Here is a 19590-nt window from a genome sequence, read left to right on the forward strand (position 1 = left end):
GAGTGGTGGGGCAAAGACCTTTTGGTTACTTTTGGCTGGGCCGGCATTCCGGGCGTTTGCCAAAAGTGACCCGCTGTAAGAGCGGAACCATAAGCCGCCGTGACCGCAGCAACGGATATGTACTCAACCCTCAGCCCCTCAGCCCCCTCACGACTTCAGCGCCTTCTTAGGATAAATATCATACCGACTGGACTTCCCATCCAACGCATGACTCGGCTTCACCCCCTCAATACAAGGCGCCTTACGCGGCCGCTTGACCACCACCCGATGGCTGGCCAAAGCCAACGCTGCAGCAAGCAACGCCGGCGCGTCGGGATCATCCCCCACCAAAGGCCGAAACAACCGCATCTCCTTCTTCACCAACGCGGTCTTCTCCCGATGCGGAAACATCGGATCCAGATAGATCACCTGAGGCGGCTCCCCCTCCCAATCGCGCATCACCTCGATGGAATTGCCCTTGAGCAACTTCATCCGCGCCACAATCGGCGCCACTTCAAAATCCTCAGCCCCACGCGCCAAACCATCCTCCAGCAAGGCACCAATCAACGGCTGACGCTCAACCAGGCTCATCTCGCAACCCAGGCTGGCCAGAACGAACGCGTCCTTGCCCAACCCGGCGGTCGCGTCCAACACCCGCGGCCGCACGCCCTGAGCCACACCCACCGCCTTGGCAATCATCTGCCCACTGCCACCCCCGTACAACCGCCGATGCGCCGCACCGCCTTCCACAAAATCCACCCGCACCGGTCCGGGCGCGTCCGGCCCCAGCTGTTGCAGCTGCAGGCCCTGCTCCCCCAACTGCAAGGCAAAATCCGCTTCATCCAGCTGCAAAGGCAACCCAAGCTCCTCGGCCCACTGCTGGGCACGGGCCTGAAAACCCTCGGCCAAGGCCTCGACCCGAATGCGGCTGGCCGCTGGTTGTTCGCTCATCGGTGACTACGCTCAAAAATATTAAGGATCGGCCAAAAGCGGCCGATAAAAAAAAGGATCCGGCATTTTGCCAGAGCTGAGCGACGATCGAGAGAAATGTCAGACATTCCTTCGCTATTCACCGGTGTACTGCCGACCCACAACCACTTCGGCCTGCGCAATACCCAAGCGCTGGCCGGGGTCAGTCATGTGTGGCAGGACTTCTTCGCCCAGGCGTTGGCCGAGCAGCTCGGCGACACGCCGGGCGCGCTCGCCAAATCCCCGGCGAAGCCTGTGGATCCATCGGTTGAACCCAGCGAGGGCAGTGACCTGCTGTCACAGATCGTCACCCAGCGCGCGTGCGACGTAAAAGACACCGAAATCGCCCCGCCCGAGCCGCTGTTCCTGCCCATCGCCGAATTCGAACTGGACTTGCTGCCACCGGCACCGCCACCGTATCCGGCGCAAGAAGTGGTCGCCCAGCAAAAGCAGCAAAACTTCGAAAGCGGCTGGGTACGCCCGATCGTCCTGAACGCCGGCCAACCGCTGCCCACGCCTGGCCCGGCGCCGCAACCACGACCGCTGCACCTGCCGATTGCCGAATTCGAACTGGACCTGCTGCCTCCCGCCCCGCCGCCGTTCCCGGCAGAAGAGCTGGTTGAGCAACAGAAAGCCCTGGACTTCGACAGCCGCTGGGCGCGCCCGCTGATCATCCACAACCTGCGCCTGGCGGCCTGATTCTCAGCGACACACCCACCAACGCCCCATATCCAGATGAAAGTGATTACGGTGGGCGGCGTTGTAATCCGGGCTCAACACCACGTTGAAATCCTTGCAGGCGCCATCGCGCACTTGCCGCAAAAAACGCGCGCCCTCCCCGTCACCCGGCCAATCCTTGAGCACACTGATGGTGCGTCCATCCGCCAGGCGAAACCCGGCGATATCCAAGGCATTGGCCGACGCGTGCTGGCTGAGTCGCCCATCGGCGCGGTTGTAGACGTTGCGACAGGCAAAGCTGCCCAGATGATCGACCCGCGTCACCGCCTGGCCAAATACCGCCTGGGCTGCCGGTTGCAGGCTGTGGCGCTCGAACAGGGCGAACGCCACGGCCAGCGGACAACTGGCGAGAAAGCTGCTGCTCAGCCCCACGTCCGCCCCCTGAACGCGCAAGGTATTGCGCAACGGGCAGGCTGCATCCGCCGGGCTGTCCGCCTGATGGGTGACCCGCAGCCCGGAGGTTTTCAGCACCTGGTCACACAGCGCGGGGTCATCCTGCAGGCGCCCCAGCTTGAACCGGGTCAGCAGGTTCGGGCTGGTACGCACATCCAGCGGCGCCCACGGGTTCCACTCATCGGGCAGCGGTAACCAACCCCGCCACACGCCGACCAGCAGACCACCCGCCAACACGAGCAGTACGCCCAGCACCTTGAAAAACCGCACGGCTGATTATCCCTTGAACAGCTGATTAGCCTGGCTGAACGGCATCGAACGCTCGGTAAAGGTAAACGTGCCCAGCTCGTGAACCTCCTGGGCCGCCCTGAAGAATTCCCCGTAAGCCGCCAGGGCCATGGCCGAGCCGACGCTGATGCGTTTGACGCCCATCTCGCTCAACTGCGCCACGCTGAGTTTCAGCGCACCGGACATCAGGATATTCACAGGCTTGGGCGCTACCGCCTTCACGACCGCCAACACTTCCTCGGCACTGCGCAGGGCCGGCGCATAGAGCACGTCGGCACCGGCTTCGGCGTAGGCCTGCAGGCGGCGGATGGTGTCGGGCAAATCCAGACGGCCATGCAGGAGGTTTTCCGCACGGGCGGTCAGGGTGAAAGGGAATGGCAAGCTGCGGGCAGCAGCGACGGCGGCTTCGACGCGCTCGACCGACAGATCAAACGGATAGATCGGGTCGACGGCAATGCCGGTGGCGTCTTCGATGGAGCCACCGACAATCCCGGTGGCTGCGGCGCGCAGGATGGTGTCGGCGCAACCTTGCGGCGTGTCGCTGAAGCCGTTCTCCAGGTCGGCGGCGACAGGCAGCGGCGTTGCCTGGACGATCGCCCCGGCATTGCCGAGGGTGTCTTCCAGGGACAACGCACCTTCGGCATCCGGGCGGCCCAGGCTGAAGGCAAAGCCCGCGCTGGTGGTGGCCAGGGCTTCGAAGCCGAGGCTGGCGAGCATTTTGGCGGAACCGGCATCCCAGGGGTTGGGCATCACAAAGGCACGGTCACGCTCATGCAGGGCCTTGAAAGTTTCGGCGCGAAGGGTTTGGGCATCCATGACTGACTCCTGTCGGAAAAAGGAGCCTTAGAGTAACCCCAGTTGCTCCACTGCGGGTTCTCGATGCAGCGTGGGCAATGCTGGCAAGCCGGGCAATCGCGCCATCAACTTGTCATGAAAACGCAGGGCCAGTTGCGCGGCCAGGCGATTGTCCGAGGTGTGGAGAAACACGTAGGGCGTGCGGCCCTCTTCGATCCAGCCGGCGACCTTTTCAACCCAGGGCACCAGGAACGGGTCATTGGCTTCCAGCTCCGGATGGCCAATAAACCGTACTTGCGGAAACTGCGTCAACGCCGCCGGACGAGGTGGCACCTTGGGCTTTTTCGATTGGGCATGCAGCACGGCGGCCGAGGTGGACGTGCAACTGAACAGCGCCCGCGGGTCCAGGCAGATGCGCTCCACGCCACGATCACGCAGCAAGCGATTGAGGCTGCGCTCGGCGTCGCCCTTGGCGAAAAACTCCGAGTGGCGCACTTCTACCGCCAAGGGTCGCTCCAATCCGTCGATAAACCCGGCCAACTCACCCAGGCGTTGCGGGGTAAAGCTGGCCGGCAGTTGCAGCCACAACGGCGAAATACGCTCGCCCAACGGGCTCATCAACCCCAGAAAACTTTCCGCCGCGGGCAACTGCTCAATCAAGTTGCCGCTATGGCTGATGTCACCTGGAAACTTGGCCGTGAAACGGAAATGCTCGGGCATGATTTCAGCCCAGCGCTGCACGGTGGCGACGGAAGGACGGGCATAAAACGTGGTGTTGCCCTCAACCGCGTTGAACACGTGGGAGTACAGGGCGAGGTAATCGCTGGAACGGGCGTCGGCGGGATACAGGTACTCGCGCCAGGCGTTTTCACTCCAGGACGGGCAACCGAGGTAGTAAGGCAGTAGCATCAGATGTGGATGTCGAGACCCAGCACTTCCATATCCCATTCGACAAAGCCGGCGGTGGTCAGGTAGCTGGCCAGGGCAGTGGCGACGTTTTTGCTCATGGAGCGGGGGAAGACCATGTCTTGCTGGCGGGCCGGTACACCGCTGATGCGTTCACCGCTGGAGCCTTGGGAACGAGCAGAAACCGCCGTGGAGTCGGACTGGATTTCAACAAAGTCGGGCGAGTCTTCGACGGAGTCGTCTACCGTCACGTTCGCCTTGCGGGGCTTACGCTTGAGGGGGTAGGACTGTGATGAAAAGCCGTCTATGCGCATACATGCGAACTCGGTATCGGTGATGGCATTTTAGTGGCGCTTTCCATGGCGCGCAAATGCTCTGGTGATAACTAGAACACATAATTTGAAAAAGGTTTAAAAGCCGGGGCAAATTCTGACGATTGGTGATTTTCAGCTGAATTTGCCCGCACTTTTGACGTCAAATAATCCCGCGTTCCGCCTTGGTCTGCGCCACTTTATCGCGCAGGTACACAGGGGCTGCCTGGTCGGCGGGAATCGCTTCGCCGCGCTCCCAGGCAAAGCGTGCCAGGGTCAACAGGTCTTCGGCATGGGGCAACATTGCGGCATCCTGGCCGGCAAGCGTCACGCCAATGCGTTCGCCGTAACCCCAGCCGGTGCCAGCACCGAACCAGTCGCCGCTCGCATCAGCCGGCAAAGCCGCCGCTTCAGGGGGCAACACGGCTTCAACGCCGATCAGGCGCATCTCGCCAGCCGTTTCGCGGTAGCTGCCCCAATACACTTCGTCCATGCGCGCATCAATGGCCGCCGCGACCTGGCGGGCGCCGTGCTCGCGAAACGCCCGCTGCGCCAGCACTGCCAGGTTGGACACCGGCAATACCGGACGCTCCAGCGCAAACGCCAGGCCCTGGACCACGCCAATGGCGATGCGCACACCGGTGAATGCACCCGGGCCGCGCCCGAACGCGATGGCGTCCACGGCCGACAAGGTGGTGCCAGCCTCCAGCAACAGTTGCTTGATCATCGGCAACAGCTTCTGCGCGTGCAGGCGCGGGATCACCTCGTAGTGGCTCGTTACCTTGCCATCGTGCAGCAGGGCAACGGAGCAAGCTTCAGTCGCGGTGTCCAGGGCCAGCAAGGTGCTCATCGGTGTATGCATCCACGTTGAAAAAAAGTGCGCCAGTATAAACAACAACGGCCCGCAAGCGGGCCGTTGTGTAGGAGCAAGCTTGCTCGCGATTTGAGCATCAGCTCAACGCTTGCAGTACCTTGCCGGTGATGGACTCAACCGAGCCAACGCCTTCGATGTGGCTGTATTTCGGCTTGCCCTGGGCATCGGCCAGCTTCTGGTAGAAGTCCACCAGTGGCTTGGTCTGGGAATGGTAGACCGACAGGCGATGACGCACGGTTTCTTCGGTGTCGTCTTTACGCTGCACCAGGTCTTCACCGGTGATGTCGTCCTTGCCGGCCACTTTCGGCGGGTTGTAGACGATGTGGTAGACGCGGCCAGACGCTTCGTGAACACGACGGCCGGCAATACGCTGCACGATCTCTTCGTCTTCAACGGCGATTTCCACCACGTTGTCCAGCTCGACGCCGGCCTTCACCAGGGCTTCGGCCTGGGGAATGGTGCGCGGGAAACCGTCGAACAGGAACCCGTTCTTGCAGTCGTCCTGGCTGATGCGTTCCTTGACCAGGTTGATGATCAGGTCATCGGAGACCAGGCCGCCGCTGTCCATCACGCTCTTGGCGATCAGGCCCAGCTCGGTGCCGGCCTTGACGGCCGCACGCAGCATGTCGCCGGTGGAGATTTGTGGAATGCCGAATTTTTCAGTGATGAACTTTGCCTGAGTACCTTTACCGGCCCCGGGAGCTCCCAGCAGAATGACGCGCATCGATGTGCTCCTCAATTTTTTATAGAGATGACGCTCGGATTCGCCGCGTGGGGCCAATCTCGGAAATCTTGGGTCCAGGCCGCACAAACGGCCAAAGGCTGATCAAGATACACAGCAGGCCCAAACCACACAAGCCGCCGAAAGTAGGAGAAACCCGCGCCGCGCTGGCTTTATAGGCGGGTACAACCCCGGCAGCAAAACGCCGGTCGCCAATTTTACGGCGACCGGCGCGGTGTGTCTGCAAGCTATTGAGAACACGCCATAAATGTCAGCCGGTGTTGCGCAATCCGGCCGCAATACCGGCCACAGACACCAGCAGCGCCTGTTCCAGAGGGCTGTCCTGCGCCGCTTCCTGCTGCCGCGATCGGGCCAGCAATTCGGCCTGCAACAGGTGCAACGGGTCCAGGTAGGTGTTGCGCAGGCGGATGAACTCAAGTGTATCGGGGCTATGGGCCAGCAGTTGCGACTGGCCGGTCAGGCCAAGCACCACACTGCACGCCTGCGACAATAGGTCGCGTAAGTGCGCGCCCAATGGCAGCAGATCGGGCTGCACCAGACGCTCGTCATACAGCCGGGCGATGTCGGCGTCGGCCTTGGCCAGCACCATTTCCAGCATATCGATACGGGTGCGGAAGAACGGCCACTGCTCGCGCATCTGCCCCAGCAACTCGCCTTCGCCCCGCTCCAGGGCCTTGCTCAACGCGGCTTCCCAGCCGAGCCAGGCCGGCAGCATCAGGCGCGTTTGGGTCCAGCCAAAAATCCACGGGATCGCCCGCAGGCTCTCAATACCACCGGCACGGCGCTTGGCCGGGCGACTGCCCAGGGGCAAGCGGCCCAGTTCCTGCTCCGGGGTGGACTGGCGGAAATACTCGACGAACTGCGGATTTTCCCGCACCACGGCGCGGTAAGCGCTGACACCGTCAGCCGCCAATTCGTCCATCAAATGGCGCCACGCCGGTTCCGGTGGTGGCGGTGGCAGCAAGGTCGCCTCCAGCACCGCCGCCAGGTACAGGTTGAGGTTTTGCTCGGCGATGTCCGGCAGGCCGAACTTGAAGCGGATCATCTCGCCTTGTTCAGTGGTACGGAAACGCCCCGCCACCGAGCCCGGTGGCTGCGACAGAATCGCCGCGTGTGCCGGGCCGCCGCCACGCCCCACGGTGCCGCCGCGACCGTGGAACAACAGCAGTTCGACTTGTTGTTCGCGGCAGATGTCCACCAAGCGTTCCTGGGCCCGGTATTGCGCCCAGGCGGCGGCGGTGGTGCCGGCGTCCTTGGCGGAGTCCGAATAACCGATCATCACTTCCTGCGGGCCTTGCAACCGCGCGCGATAGCCCGGCAACAGCAGCAGTTTCTCCATCACCGGGCCTGCGTTGTCCAGGTCGGCCAGGGTCTCGAACAGCGGCACCACCCGCATCGGCCGCTGTACGCCGGACTCCTTGAGCAGCAGTTGCACGGCCAACACGTCCGACGCGGCACCGGCCATGGAGATGACGTAGGAGCCCAGGGAAGCGGCCGGCGCGGCGGCGATTTCCTTACAGGTGTTCAACACTTCGGCGGTGTCTGCCGAGGGTTTGAAGTAACCCGGCAACAAGGGGCGACGGTTGGCCAGTTCCTTCGTCAGGAAACTGATGCGCGCCTCCTCATCCCACTCTTCGTAACGGCCAAGGCCCAGGTAATCAGTGATTTCGGTCATGGCCGCGCAGTGGCGGGTGGAGTCCTGACGTACATCGAGGCGCACCAGGAACAGGCCAAACGTGACCGCCCGACGCAGGCAATCGAGCAGCGGGCCGTCGGCAATCACGCCCATGCCGCAGGTGTGCAGCGACTCGTAGCACAGCTCCAGGGGGTCCAGCAGGTCGCGGTTGTTTTGCAGCACGTCGGCCGGCGCCGGCGTGGTGGTGGTCAACGAGGTGTGGGCCCACTGGCGTGTGGCACGCAAGCGTTCGCGCAGTTGCTTGAGCAGCGCGCGGTAAGGCTCCACGCTGTCACCGACCTTGGCCTGCAAGGCCGGGCTGGCCTGTTGCATCGACAGTTCGGAAGCGAGATGGTCGATATCGCGCAGGTACAGGTCCGCCGCCATCCAGCGTGCCAGCAGCAACACTTCGCGGGTGACTGGCGCGGTGACGTTGGGGTTGCCGTCACGGTCGCCACCCATCCAGGACGCGAAGCGGATCGGCGCGGCTTCCAGGGGCAGGCGCAGGCCGGTGGCGGCGTGCAAGGCCTGGTCGGCCTTGCGCAGATAATTCGGGATGGCGTGCCACAGCGAATGCTCGATCACCGCGAAGCCCCACTTGGCTTCGTCGACCGGCGTGGGCCGGGTGCGGCGGATTTCTTCGGTGTGCCAGGCTTCGGCGATCAGGCGTTGCAGGCGATTGCGGATCTGCTCGCGCTCGGCGGTGGTGAGGTCGCGGTGATCCTGCAGGGCCAGTTGGGCGGCAATGGCGTCGTATTTCTGGATCAGGGTGCGGCGGGCAACTTCGGTGGGGTGCGCAGTGAGCACCAACTCGATTTCCAGCCGGCCCAACTGGCGCGCCAGGGATTCGCTGCTGTGGCCTTCGCTCTGCAGGCGCGCCAGCAGTTCCGGCAGCACACGCGACTCGAAGGGCGCCGGCGTTGATTCATCCCGGCGGTGGATCAACTGATACTGCTCGGCAATGTTGGCCAGGTTGAGAAACTGATTGAAGGCCCGCGCCACCGGCAGCAGTTCGTCTTCTTTCAGTTGATTAAGGCTGGCGCTCAGCTCTTCGCCGGCGGCCTGCTCCGAGGCCGCACCACGGCGGTCGGCCTTGGCGCCTTTACGGATCTGCTCGATCTTGTCGAGGAATTCATCGCCGTACTGCTCTCGAATCGTGTTGCCCAACAGCTCACCCAGCAGGTGAACATCCTCACGCAAACGTGCATCGATATCGCTCATCAGCCAATCTCCAGCAGAAAATCCGGGACGCTTTGATCCTCAAGAGTGCCGCCCACAGCGGCGTCTTACAAGGAACTTTAAACCTTGTGAGTTGCAGCTAGTCTCAAGAGTAAGCCGCAGCGTTATCCGCGCTGGTCGGCTGGTCACTCATCATCGCCCGCTTACCGTGGGCTCCATTGAGGTTGCCATGAAAATCCGAGAACTGGCCCAGCATTGGGAAGAAAACGCCAAGGGTCGCCTGACCAAAACCGAATACGCCATCCATCTGGACGTAGAGGCCGCCGCCAGGCTGGCGGCAATCTGCGAAATGTACCCCAAACGCCATACCGAAGAACTGCTCGGCGAGTTGATTGGCGCAGCCCTCGAAGAGCTGGAAGCGAGCTTCCCCTATATCAAGGGCAAGCAGGTGATTGCCACCGATGAGGAAGGCGACCCGCTGTACGAAGACGTCGGCCCAACCCCGCGTTTTCTCTCTCTGTCACGGCGTTATCTGCACGACTTGTCAGCCCAATCCGACAAGCAGAAACACTAGTAAACCTCCGCTAAAAAAACCTTAACCCCCAGTATTCAGGGCCTCCCACAGGCCCTGGATACCCCTGCGCCGTGCAAAAGTTCCAACTTTTAAACGCTGACCGTTCAGTCAAATATTTTTTTAGGCAAATCGCCATCTCCGCTGAACTATTCAAAAAAGCCTCCGGTCACAGCCAGTAAGCCATCACTTGGAACAGCCGTTTGAATAGGCGTCCTGAGCCTTACCGCCGGACCCCGCAGACACTGCAAGCCGGAGATGGATTTTGATGTTTTTCAGGAGTTATCTAATGGAGTTGAAGACGATGAAGACCAGCACTGCCAAAACCTCGTTTAACCACCTGCGCGGGCTTAAATTGGCCGCGCTGGCAATCGGCACCAGCTTCGTACTGGCTGGCTGCGCCGGCAACCCACCGAGCGAGCAATACGCGGTTACCCAGTCGGCGGTGAACAGCGCCGTCAGCGCCGGTGGCACCGAGTACGCCGCCGTGGAGATGAAGTCGGCTCAGGACAAACTGAAACAAGCCGAAATCGCCATGCACGACAAGAACTATGACGAGGCCCGTCGCCTGGCCGAGCAATCCGAGTGGGACGCTCGCGTAGCAGAGCGTAAAGCCCAGGCTGCCAAGGCCGAACAGGCTGTGAAGGATTCCCAGAAAGCTGTTCAGGAGCTGCGTCAGGAAGGCATGCGCCCGGCTGTGATCCAGCCGCAGCAATAAGCCACCGCCCCTGATTGCACTGCACCCGAAACCGAATTGAAAGGACGACACGACTATGCGTAAACAATTGATGATCCCTGCCCTGCTGGCGATGAGCGTTGCTCTGGCGGCGTGCTCCACCCCGCCGAACCAGAACCTGGAAAACGCTCGGACCAACTTCTCGGCCCTGCAAGCCAACCCGCAAGCCACCAAAGTAGCGGCCCTGGAAACCAAGGACGCCAGCGACTGGCTGGACAAGGCTGACAAGGCCTACCGCGACAAGGAAGACCAGAAGAAAGTCGACCAACTGGCCTACCTGACCAACCAGCGCGTTGAAGTGGCCAAGGACACCATCGTCCTGCGTGAGTCCGAAGCCAAGCTGAAAAACGCCGGTGACGAACGCGCTCGCGCCCTGCTGCAAGCCCGTGACGCACAGATCAAACAACTGCAAGACAGCTTGAACGCCAAGCAGACTGATCGCGGCACACTGGTGACTTTCGGTGACGTGCTGTTCGCCACCAACAAGTCGGACCTCAAGTCCAGCGGCCTGGTGAACATCACCAAGCTGGCGCAGTTCCTGCGCGACAACCCGGACCGTAAAGTGATTGTCGAAGGCTACACCGACAGCACCGGTTCCGACTCGTACAACCAGAGCCTGTCCGAGCGCCGTGCCGCTTCCGTACAGCGCGCACTGGCCAACCAGGGTGTGGATATCTCGCGCATCGTGACCCAGGGTTATGGCAAGGAATACCCGGTTGCCGATAACACCAGCGTTTCGGGCCGTGCCATGAACCGCCGCGTTGAAGTGACCATCTCCAACGACAACCAGCCGGTCAAGCCACGTTCTTCGATGGCCAACTGATCGACTGATGCTCCATAAAGAACCCCGCCAATTGGCGGGGTTCTTTGTTTAGAGCCACCAGTGCATCACGGCGATATCTCCAGGGCCTTTACACACTCAATACTGAACCTGCCCGCCGCCACCGCCGCCGTTTCCAGCCTGTGAACCTTGACCTTGGCTGCCTCCTTGTTGCTCGGCTTGCATCAGCATCTTCCTGAGCAATTCCAGAAGATCCTCTTTCCCTGCCCCCTGGGAGCCACCGGCGCCTTGGTCTGCCGCTGGCTGGGAAGAACCTGAATCCTGAATACCCTGAGTGCCGAAATTGCCACCGACTGGATAAGATGAATCATTAACTTGCATATAGATGACTCCACAATAAGTAACCGAATCAGCGACGCTGATCAGTTCGAAATATGTGGCAATCAATCCAGATTAGTTCCAGCCGGTTCCTCCAAGATTCGTCTTACTGCTCCAGTTGCGGCGTTTCCTGGCCGATGCAGCGCACTGCCTGTTTCTTGTTGTTCACCAGCACACCGGTCAGGCCTTTCTGTTCGGTGTCGAACAGCACCAGCACGCCATCGACGCACTGCGCCACCTGGGCGGCCGGGGCCAGGGAGATCTTGTAGTCTTCCCCCGGCACGGTCTTGAGCATGGTGAAATCGCTGAGCAGCAACGCATCCTCGGGCTTGGCGAAATGCAAATAGCCGTAGTACCACAGGCAGCCCACGGTACCGATGATGGTGCCGATGCCGGTGAGGATCAGGGGGATCATGTTGCGTTCTTCGCTCATTGCGGGTTCTCTGCGTTGGAATTCGGGGCCGCCGGGTAATTGGGGATTTCCCCCAGGCGGCGCAGCCCGTTGAAATGCTGCGGGTCGTCGAGGTAGCGCAGCATCACGGTTTGCCAGGTCTTGTCGGCAAAGGTCTGCACGTGGCCGCCCCGGGTCAGTTGCAGCACCCTGGGTGGTGGCGCAGCTTGATACAGGCGGATGCCGTTGGACAGCGGCACGATCGGGTCATCAAGGCTGTGGAACAACAGTTTCGGCACGCCGGTCAGTTGGGGCATGGCGTTGATCGCACTGTCGGCGTCCGGCACCAGCCACGACAATGGGACCTGGAACGGCCATGTTAGCCAGGAGGTGCTGAGGGCGAATTGTCCTACGTCACGATAACTGGCCGGCACACCGTCCAGCACCAACGCCTTGAGTTGCGGCTGACGTTCGGGATGCACCGCCAGATAGTGCACCACCAGCGCGCCGCCCAGGCTTTGGCCCAGCACGATCAACGGCTGGCCCTGGGTTTCGGGAGCGTTGTCGATCCATTTGAAAGCCGCATCGATGTCCTGATAAACCGCCGGCAGCGAAGGTTCACCTTCGGACAGGCCGTAACCGCGATAGTCCACCAACAGTACTTGATAGCCCTGCTCCGGCAGCCACCAGCTGCCGCCGAGGTGCCAGGCGAGGTTGCCGCCATTGCCGTGCAGGTGCAGCACCGTGCCCTTGAGCGGCACGCCGGCCTTGGCGGGCAGCCACCAGGCGTGCAGCTTGAGGCCATCGGCGGTGGTCAGCGTCACGTCACGGTATTGCAGGCGGGCCTTTTCCGGGGTGAACGGCAAGCCGCGCTCGGGGTAGAACAGCAGGGAGCTGCAGCCGTTCAAGGTCAGTAGCAGGCAAAGAATGCCGAGGATTCTCATCCGTTGAAGCCTCGTGAATGGGTTGGAACAGAACCCCATGGCTGATGAAGATCAACTGTGGGAGCTGGCTTGCCTGCGATAACGGTGGTGGATTCACCATCGTCATCGCAGGCAAGCCAGCTCCCACATTTTGACCGAGTTCCTTCAAGGGAATCCCTTAAAGGATATTGGAGTAATCCGCCTCGATCCGGTCCAGGCTCAAATGGTTGAGGAAGTTGGAGAAACACATCCACGCCGCCAACGCATTCATGTCGCGGAACTGGTCCGGCAGGTATTTGGGCGGCACCACCAGGCCTTCATCCACCAATTGACGCAAGGTGCGCATGTCTTCCAGCGTGGTCTTGCCGCAGAACAACAACGGCACTTGCTCCAGCTTGCCTTTGCGCACCGCCAACTGAATGTAGTTGTAAACCATGATAAAGCCCTTGAGGTAGGACAAATCCTTGGTAAACGGCAGACCCGTAGGCGTCGACCCGCGGAAAACCCGGCTGGCGTTGCCGTAGCTTTCCGCCATCTCAAAGCCCTGCTCACGGAAGAATTCGAACACCTGCAGGAAGTCGGCGCCCTGCTCCACCATGTGAATGGCGCGGGTGCGGTTGGTCAGTTTGCGCAAGCGGCTGGGGTAGGAGGCGAAGGTGATGATTTCCATCAGGATCGCCAGGCCTTCCTGGGTCACGGTCGACGAGGGCGGGCCCTTGGACAGGAAGGTGCAGATTGGCTGGTTCTGGCCATTGAGGGTGGTGCCCACATGCACCAGGCCTTCATGGACTTCCAGGGCGCGCACGTCACGGTCGTTGAACATCGCGTCGGCGCGAATCTTGATGTAGTCGGCGCCCGCCGCCGCATCCGCCACGATACCGTCGGACTCGAACACCCGGATGGTTTCCTCGGCCTCGCCAAATACCTTGTTCAGGCGGCTTTGCAACAGGTTGACCGCGTCCTTGGCGGTGAGGGTCTTGGCTTCGTCCTTGAGGTCGCCACGGCCGTCGATATTGTTCAGGTAGTCCGACATCATCAGGCCCAGGTCAGCCAGGGTCGGGTCACCGGCGTGGAACGCATCGGAGGCGGCGCCGTACAGTTCCTGGGAAATCAGGCCGAAATCCTCGGTGCCGCGCGCTTCGAGCATGCGCACCACCATGCGGTATTCCTTGCACATGCGCCGCATGATCTGCCCGACCGGGTTGAACTGGCCAAGCTGGCGCGTGATGTCACGCTCGATATTCTGGAATTCCAGCTTCACCGCGCTGGAATCAAACGACAGCGGCCGGGTCAGGTAGTAGTCGCGGTTCACCGCCGGCATTTCCTTGCCCTTGGCCTTGAGGAATCCCTGGCGAATATTCTCGTCCCACTTCACGGCGTCGAGGACGCGAATCGGTGTTTGTGCCAGCACAATGCGATCGGACAAGGTGCGTATCGTCTGCTGGTAATCGTCCACCCGGAGCTTCCTCTTTAAACGTTATTTTCCCGCACGCTGGTAGCGCACGGCTTCGACGAACACGTCGGCATTGGCCGGGTCATCCAGGTAGGCAAATACCCGGGCCATGGAACTGTCGACCCGCACACCGTCGCCTTCGACGGTTTCAACGGTGCTGCCGCTCAAGACCTTCTGGCCGATGGCCTGGTGGACCTGATCCAGATCGAGGTTGTAGACCACCAGTTCGTGTTCATCATTCAATTCGAACCCGGCGAGGAAATAATGCCCGCCGAACCTGGCCGGCAACGGTGCCGACAAGTACCAGCGGCTGCCATGGCGGGAAACCGTGAACAGGTATTCATCAAGCTGGCCCGGCTTGGCCTTAGGGTAGCTCACGGCTTTGTAGCGGTGCTCACCCACGCGGCTGATTTGCAGGTTGAGGGGCTCACCCCAGGCATTTTTGCTGGCCCATTTGCCCAACAGGGCATCCGGCGCCGCCTCGCTGGCGGGCAGCGGGTCCTTGAAGGTCACCAGGCAACCGCTGAGCAACAGGAACGACAAGGCGATCACAACGACACGCCAGGCTTTCATTGGACACTCCCTTGGATGTTTTTTGTGGGAGCTGGCTTGCCTGCGATGCGGGCAACTCGGTCTGCCAGTTGAGCCGAGGCGATGCTATCGCAGGCAAGCCAGCTCCCACATTTGAGCTTCATCGCACCCGGAACAGTTATACCGAAGCCAACACTAAATGCATGTAACGCTTGAGGATCTCAAGCATTTCGTCGCTGGTCAGAGGCTCTGCACCGCCCAGCAGGCCCTGATATTCCATCCGACCGATAATCGCCGTCAACACTTTGGCATCCTGTTGCGGCTCACGGGAACCCAATACCTGGAAAAACTGGCAAGTGCCCTGCAGCAGGATTTGCTGGTGAGAGCGCACCAACTCCGCCAGGCGCGGGTTCAGCAGCGCCTCCTGGCGAAACGCCTGCTCGGCCATCAGGTGCTCACGACGGTTGAGCAATTGGCGTTGCACGTAGTCGGCGGTCAGGCGCGCGATGTCATCGGCCAGTTGCGAGCGCGACTGCGGGCTGCCGTCGCCGTAAGCGACCATCTCCCGCAGCAGGCCTTCGTTGCGCACCCACAGCTTGCCCATGAACGCCGCGCTGCGCTCCACGTATTGGGCGAAGGTGTCGGTAAGCAGGTCATCGATGTCCTTGAAGTAATAGGTGGTGGCCGACAACGGCACCCCGGCCTCCGCCGCCACCGCGCGGTGACGCACGGCGCGCACGCCTTCGCGCACCACGATGCGCATCGCCGCATCGAGAATGTCCTGCCTGCGTTGCTCACTGCCCCGGCGACTGGCCTTGCGGCCCTGGTACTGAACACTTTCAGCCACGGCAGCGGCAATGCCGGCAGCACCCTTTTGAGCCATTACGCGGTTCACGACGGATCTTCCTCTCACATCAATGAAAACCTGGCGCTGTAAGCTTGACGCTTGTGCAGGCCACATAAAAAAGCCGCCTTATAAAAGGCGGCTTCGGATTTCGCTACGGTTACGCTTGTGGCCGCATGTGCGGGAACAAGATCACATCGCGGATCGACGGCGAGTTGGTCAACAACATCACCAACCGGTCGATGCCGATGCCTTCACCGGCCGTTGGCGGCATGCCGTATTCCAGGGCGCGAACGAAGTCGGCGTCGTAGTGCATCGCCTCGTCGTCGCCGGCGTCCTTGTCGGCCACCTGGGCCATGAAGCGCTCGGCCTGGTCTTCCGCGTCATTCAACTCGGAGTAGGCGTTGGCGATTTCGCGGCCGCCAATGAACAGCTCGAAGCGGTCGGTGACGTTCGGGTTGTCATCGTTGCGACGAGCCAGCGGCGACACTTCGAACGGGTACTGGGTAATGAAGTGCGGCTGTTCCAGCTTGTGCTCCACCAGCTCTTCGAAAATCATCACCTGCAATTTGCCCAGGCCTTCGAAGCCCAGCACCTTGGCGCCGGCTTTCTTGGCGATGGCGCGAGCCTTGTCGATGTCGTTCAGGTCGTCGGCGGTCAGCTCAGGGTTGTACTTGAGGATCGAGTCGAACACCGACAGACGTACGAACGGCTCGCCGAAGTGGAATACCTTGTCGCCGTACGGCACGTCGGTAGTCCCGAGAACAAGCTGCGCCAGCTCGCGGAACAGTTCTTCGGTGAGGTCCATGTTGTCTTCGTAGTCGGCGTAGGCCTGGTAGAACTCCAACATGGTGAATTCAGGGTTGTGACGGGTCGAGACGCCTTCGTTACGGAAGTTGCGGTTGATCTCGAACACTTTCTCGAAGCCGCCAACCACCAGGCGCTTGAGGTACAGCTCAGGCGCGATACGCAGGAACATTTCCATGTCCAGCGCGTTGTGGTGGGTTTCAAACGGCTTGGCCGCAGCGCCGCCCGGGATGGTTTGCAGCATCGGCGTTTCCACTTCCAGGAAGTCACGCTTCATCAGGAAGCTGCGGATGTGCGCGATAACCTGCGAACGCACGCGGAAGGTCTGGCGCACTTCTTCGTTGACGATCAGGTCAACGTAGCGCTGGCGATAGCGCTGTTCGGTGTCGGTCAGGCCGTGGTGCTTGTCCGGCAGCGGGCGCAGGGATTTGGTCAGCAGGCGCACGCTGGTCATTTCGACGTACAGGTCGCCCTTGCCGGAACGGGCCAGGGTGCCTTCGGCTGCAATGATGTCGCCCATGTCCCAGGTTTTCACCGAGGCCAGGGTTTCTTCAGACAGGGTTTTACGGTTGACGTAGACCTGGATGCGACCGGTCATGTCCTGGATCACCATGAACGAGCCACGGTTGAGCATGATGCGACCGGCAACCTTGACCGGGATTGCAGCCTCTGCCAGCTCTTCCTTGGTCTTGTCCGCGTACTGTTTCTGCAAGGCATCGCAGTAGTTTTCGCGGCGGAAGTCGTTCGGGAAGGCATTACCCTTGGCGCGCTCGGCAGCAAGCTTTTCCTTGCGCAGGGCGATCAGGGAGTTTTCTTCCTGTTGCAGGGCCTGGTCGAGTTGTTGGTCGCTCATGTCTTTAATTTTCCATCAGGTTCGTTGTCCCCGACCTGCGGCCGGGGATCGCCGGCAAGCCGGCTCCTACAGTCTTTTTACAGGCCCGATTTCAGGCTGGCTTCCAGGTATTCGTCGATATCACCGTCGAGCACCTTGTCGCAGTCGCTGCGTTCGATGTTAGTGCGCAGATCCTTGATCCGCGACGCATCGAGCACGTACGAACGGATCTGATGACCCCAGCCGATATCCGACTTGGTGTCTTCCAGCGCCTGGGAAGCCGCGTTGCGCTTCTGCATTTCCTGCTCGTACAACTTGGCCCGCAGCATTTTCATGGCGGTGTCCTTGTTCGCGTGCTGGGAACGTTCGTTCTGGCAGCTGACCACGGTGTTGGTCGGTACGTGGGTAATCCGTACGGCCGAGTCGGTGGTGTTTACGTGCTGGCCACCGGCACCGGAGGAACGGTAGGTGTCGATGCGCAGGTCTGCCGGGTTGATCTCGATTTCCACCTTGTCGTCGATCTCTGGCGAGACGAACACCGCGCAGAACGAGGTGTGACGACGGTTGCCGGAGTCGAACGGGCTCTTGCGCACCAGGCGGTGCACGCCGATCTCGGTACGCAGCCAGCCAAAGGCGTATTCGCCCTTGATGTGCACGGTCGCGCCCTTGATGCCGGCGACTTCACCGGCCGACAGCTCCATGATGGTCGCGTCGAAACCGCGCTTGTCAGCCCAGCGCAGGTACATGCGCAACAGGATGTTGGCCCAGTCCTGGGCCTCGGTGCCGCCGGAGCCGGCCTGGATGTCCAGGTAGGCGTTGTTCGGGTCCATTTCGTGGCTGAACATGCGGCGGAATTCTAGCTTGGCGAGGTTTTCCTCGAGACGGGCCAGCTCGGCGACGACATCGCCCACTGCGCCTTCGTCGTCTTCCTCGACGGCCATGTCCAGCAGGTCGCGGCAATCGCCCAGACCGGTGTTCAACTCGTCGAGGGTCTCGACGATCTGCGCCAGCGCAGCGCGCTCGCGGCCCAGTTCCTGGGCGTATTCAGGTTTGTTCCAGACAGCCGGATCTTCAAGCTCGCGATTGACTTCGGTCAGACGCTCATGCTTTTGATCGTAGTCAAAGATACCCCCGAATAGTTTCGGAGCGCTCGGACAGGTCCTTGATGGTGTTAAGGATCGGGTTGATTTCCATGGCGGGCAGCACTCGTTGGCGAACTTTTGAAAGCCGACGAGTATAACGACAAACGGCTGATAACGGCAGTCCGCTTGGCCGAAAAGGCGGGGTCGCATCCGCAAATACGCGTTCAAGAGCCCCTGTGGCGAGGGAGCTTGCTCCCGCTGGGCTGCGCAGCAGACCCTTGTAATGTCACTGTGGTGTGTCAGGCAATGCCCGGTTGATGGTTTGGGGCTGCTTCGCAGCCCAGCGGGAGCAAGCTCCCTCGCCACAGCAAGCCTTGCCGTCGTTACTCGATACCCACCTGATTGCGCCCATTGTGCTTGGCCAGGTACAAGCCCTTGTCCGCCGCCGAGATCAACTGCCGGCAATCGGTGCCCTGCACCGGGGTCATCGTCGACAGGCCGATGCTGATGGTCAGGCTAGCCCCTTCAGCCGGGCTGATGTGCGGAATTTTCAGCGCCGCCACCGCCTGGCGCAGCTTCTCGGCCACCAACCGTGCCCCGCCTGGCGAGGTGTTCGGCAGCACCAGGGCAAACTCTTCACCGCCGTAACGCGCCGGCAGGTCCGAAGGGCGGCTGCTGGCATCACGAATGGTCGCGGCCACCTTGCGCAGGGCCTCGTCGCCTTCCAGGTGGCCGAAGCTGTCGTTGTAGGTCTTGAAGAAGTCCACGTCGATCATCAACAGCGACAGCTGGGTCTGGTCACGCATGGCACGGCGCCACTCCAGCTCCAGGTATTCGTCGAAATGCCGGCGATTGGACAGCCCGGTCAGGCCGTCGGAGTTCATCAGCCGTTGCAGCACCAGGTTGGTGTCCAGCAACTGCTGCTGGCTGACCCGCAGTGCGCGATACGCTGCGTCCCGCTGCAACAGGGTCATGTAGGAGCGCGAGTGGTAACGGATGCGCGCCACCAGTTCGATGTTATCCGGCAGCTTGACCAGGTAATCGTTGGCCCCGGCGGCAAAGGCCGCGCTCTTGATCAGCGGATCTTCCTTGGTGGAAAGCACGATGATCGGGATGTTCTGGGTCGCCGGGTGATTGCGGTATTCGCGCACCAGGGTCAGGCCGTCGAGGCCCGGCATCACCAGGTCCTGCAGGATCACCGTCGGCTTGATACGCACCGCCTGGGCAATGGCCTGGTGCGGGTCGGCGCAAAAATGGAAGTCGATATTGTCTTCATGGGCCAGGCCCCGGCGCACGGCTTCGCCGATCATGGCCTGGTCGTCGACGAGCAGCACCATGGCGGCATTTTCGTCGGTCTTGAAGTCGTCGAGCTGTAAATCATTCATTTGCAGTCACCTGAATTACTACCTGCA

The 19590-nt window shown here is 61.3% G+C and carries 21 protein-coding genes; 4 read left to right on the forward strand and 17 right to left on the reverse strand.

All coding sequences use genetic code 11. The annotated features are described in order from the left end of the window. Positions 1–147: 147 nt before the first annotated feature. Positions 148–930 carry a class I SAM-dependent methyltransferase gene (locus M2400_RS31885; protein WP_177115532.1) on the reverse strand — a complete coding sequence of 261 codons (783 nt, stop codon included), beginning with the start codon at positions 928–930 and terminating at the stop codon, positions 148–150. 96 nt (positions 931–1026) lie between these two features. On the opposite strand from M2400_RS31885, the gene M2400_RS31890 reads away from it, so the two are divergent. Beyond that, entirely contained in the window at positions 1027–1647 is a 621-nt protein-coding gene (locus tag M2400_RS31890) for an energy transducer TonB (RefSeq protein WP_177047380.1), read from the forward strand. Positions 1648–1650: 3 nt separating this feature from the next. On the opposite strand, the gene M2400_RS31895 is transcribed toward M2400_RS31890, so the two are convergent. The 7 genes from M2400_RS31895 to ppc form a co-directional block, all read right to left on the reverse strand. After that, positions 1651–2349: an extensin family protein gene (locus M2400_RS31895; protein ID WP_177115533.1), complete on the reverse strand. Its 699-nt coding sequence runs from the start codon at positions 2347–2349 to the stop codon at positions 1651–1653. A 6-nt stretch (positions 2350–2355) separates the two neighbouring features. Continuing rightward, on the reverse strand, positions 2356–3183 hold the full coding sequence (locus M2400_RS31900) for an oxaloacetate decarboxylase (protein WP_177077423.1): 828 nt from the start codon (positions 3181–3183) through the stop codon (positions 2356–2358). 27 nt (positions 3184–3210) lie between these two features. Further along, positions 3211–4071, reverse strand: coding sequence for a DUF72 domain-containing protein (locus M2400_RS31905; protein WP_177047386.1), 861 nt, complete (start codon positions 4069–4071; stop codon positions 3211–3213). Continuing rightward, positions 4071–4382 carry a hypothetical protein gene (locus M2400_RS31910; RefSeq protein WP_010176783.1) on the reverse strand — a complete coding sequence of 104 codons (312 nt, stop codon included), beginning with the start codon at positions 4380–4382 and terminating at the stop codon, positions 4071–4073. Before M2400_RS31910 ends, M2400_RS31905 begins: the two co-directional genes overlap by 1 nt. Positions 4383–4542: 160 nt before the next feature. Next, positions 4543–5229, reverse strand: a complete 687-nt coding sequence (gene tsaB, locus M2400_RS31915) for a tRNA (adenosine(37)-N6)-threonylcarbamoyltransferase complex dimerization subunit type 1 TsaB (protein ID WP_177047388.1) — start codon at positions 5227–5229, stop codon at positions 4543–4545. A gap of 100 nt (positions 5230–5329) precedes the next feature. Then, the gene (gene adk / locus M2400_RS31920) at positions 5330–5977 is read right to left on the reverse strand and encodes an adenylate kinase (protein ID WP_010176785.1); all 648 of its coding nucleotides are present in this window, start codon (positions 5975–5977) and stop codon (positions 5330–5332) included. Positions 5978–6245: 268 nt separating this feature from the next. Beyond that, on the reverse strand, positions 6246–8891 hold the full coding sequence (ppc, locus tag M2400_RS31925; protein ID WP_259201206.1) for a phosphoenolpyruvate carboxylase: 2646 nt from the start codon (positions 8889–8891) through the stop codon (positions 6246–6248). Between the two features lie 187 nt (positions 8892–9078). Here ppc and M2400_RS31930 point away from each other — a divergent pair, with 187 nt between their 5' ends. From M2400_RS31930 to M2400_RS31940, 3 genes are all read left to right on the forward strand, one after another. Then, complete coding sequence (locus tag M2400_RS31930; RefSeq protein ID WP_177047391.1) at positions 9079–9423, forward strand: pilin assembly protein; 345 nt, start codon at positions 9079–9081, stop codon at positions 9421–9423. Between the two features lie 286 nt (positions 9424–9709). Then, positions 9710–10138 carry a DUF4398 domain-containing protein gene (locus M2400_RS31935; protein ID WP_177047393.1) on the forward strand — a complete coding sequence of 143 codons (429 nt, stop codon included), beginning with the start codon at positions 9710–9712 and terminating at the stop codon, positions 10136–10138. Between the two features lie 55 nt (positions 10139–10193). Next, entirely contained in the window at positions 10194–10979 is a 786-nt protein-coding gene (locus tag M2400_RS31940; RefSeq protein ID WP_177047395.1) for an OmpA family protein, read from the forward strand. A 96-nt stretch (positions 10980–11075) separates the two neighbouring features. Here the strand turns inward: M2400_RS31940 and M2400_RS31945 are convergent, their stop codons facing one another. The 9 genes from M2400_RS31945 to M2400_RS31985 all read right to left on the reverse strand — a co-directional run bounded on the left by M2400_RS31945 (position 11076) and on the right by M2400_RS31985 (position 19563). Continuing rightward, positions 11076–11384 (reverse strand): hypothetical protein, encoded by a 309-nt coding sequence (locus M2400_RS31945; RefSeq protein ID WP_177077427.1) that lies wholly within the window; start codon positions 11382–11384, stop codon positions 11076–11078. Positions 11385–11421: 37 nt separating this feature from the next. After that, positions 11422–11748, reverse strand: a complete 327-nt coding sequence (locus M2400_RS31950) for a hypothetical protein (RefSeq protein ID WP_177047398.1) — start codon at positions 11746–11748, stop codon at positions 11422–11424. Beyond that, positions 11745–12650 carry an alpha/beta hydrolase gene (locus tag M2400_RS31955; RefSeq protein WP_177047399.1) on the reverse strand — a complete coding sequence of 302 codons (906 nt, stop codon included), beginning with the start codon at positions 12648–12650 and terminating at the stop codon, positions 11745–11747. Before M2400_RS31955 ends, M2400_RS31950 begins: the two co-directional genes overlap by 4 nt. 157 nt (positions 12651–12807) lie before the next feature. Then, positions 12808–14085, reverse strand: a complete 1278-nt coding sequence (locus M2400_RS31960) for a flavohemoglobin expression-modulating QEGLA motif protein (RefSeq protein WP_177047400.1) — start codon at positions 14083–14085, stop codon at positions 12808–12810. Between the two features lie 21 nt (positions 14086–14106). Next, a complete protein-coding gene (locus M2400_RS31965; protein WP_177047401.1) occupies positions 14107–14655 on the reverse strand; it encodes a hypothetical protein in 549 nt (182 codons plus the stop codon). Positions 14656–14791: 136 nt separating this feature from the next. Then, a complete protein-coding gene (locus tag M2400_RS31970; RefSeq protein ID WP_177047402.1) occupies positions 14792–15508 on the reverse strand; it encodes a TetR/AcrR family transcriptional regulator in 717 nt (238 codons plus the stop codon). Positions 15509–15617: 109 nt separating this feature from the next. After that, positions 15618–17117: a lysine--tRNA ligase gene (gene lysS / locus M2400_RS31975; RefSeq protein WP_177047403.1), complete on the reverse strand. Its 1500-nt coding sequence runs from the start codon at positions 17115–17117 to the stop codon at positions 15618–15620. A gap of 77 nt (positions 17118–17194) precedes the next feature. Further along, positions 17195–18290 (reverse strand): peptide chain release factor 2 gene (gene prfB / locus M2400_RS31980; RefSeq protein WP_177047404.1). Its coding sequence is split into 2 segments (ribosomal slippage): positions 17195–18217 and positions 18219–18290, totalling 1095 coding nucleotides; the frame shifts between segments, so codons are not numbered across the junction. 271 nt (positions 18291–18561) lie between these two features. Next, positions 18562–19563, reverse strand: a complete 1002-nt coding sequence (locus M2400_RS31985) for a diguanylate cyclase (protein ID WP_177047405.1) — start codon at positions 19561–19563, stop codon at positions 18562–18564. Positions 19564–19590 lie beyond the last annotated feature (27 nt).

The organism is Pseudomonas sp. BIGb0558, from assembly GCF_024807515.1.
Classification (GTDB): domain Bacteria; phylum Pseudomonadota; class Gammaproteobacteria; order Pseudomonadales; family Pseudomonadaceae; genus Aquipseudomonas; species Aquipseudomonas yamanorum_A.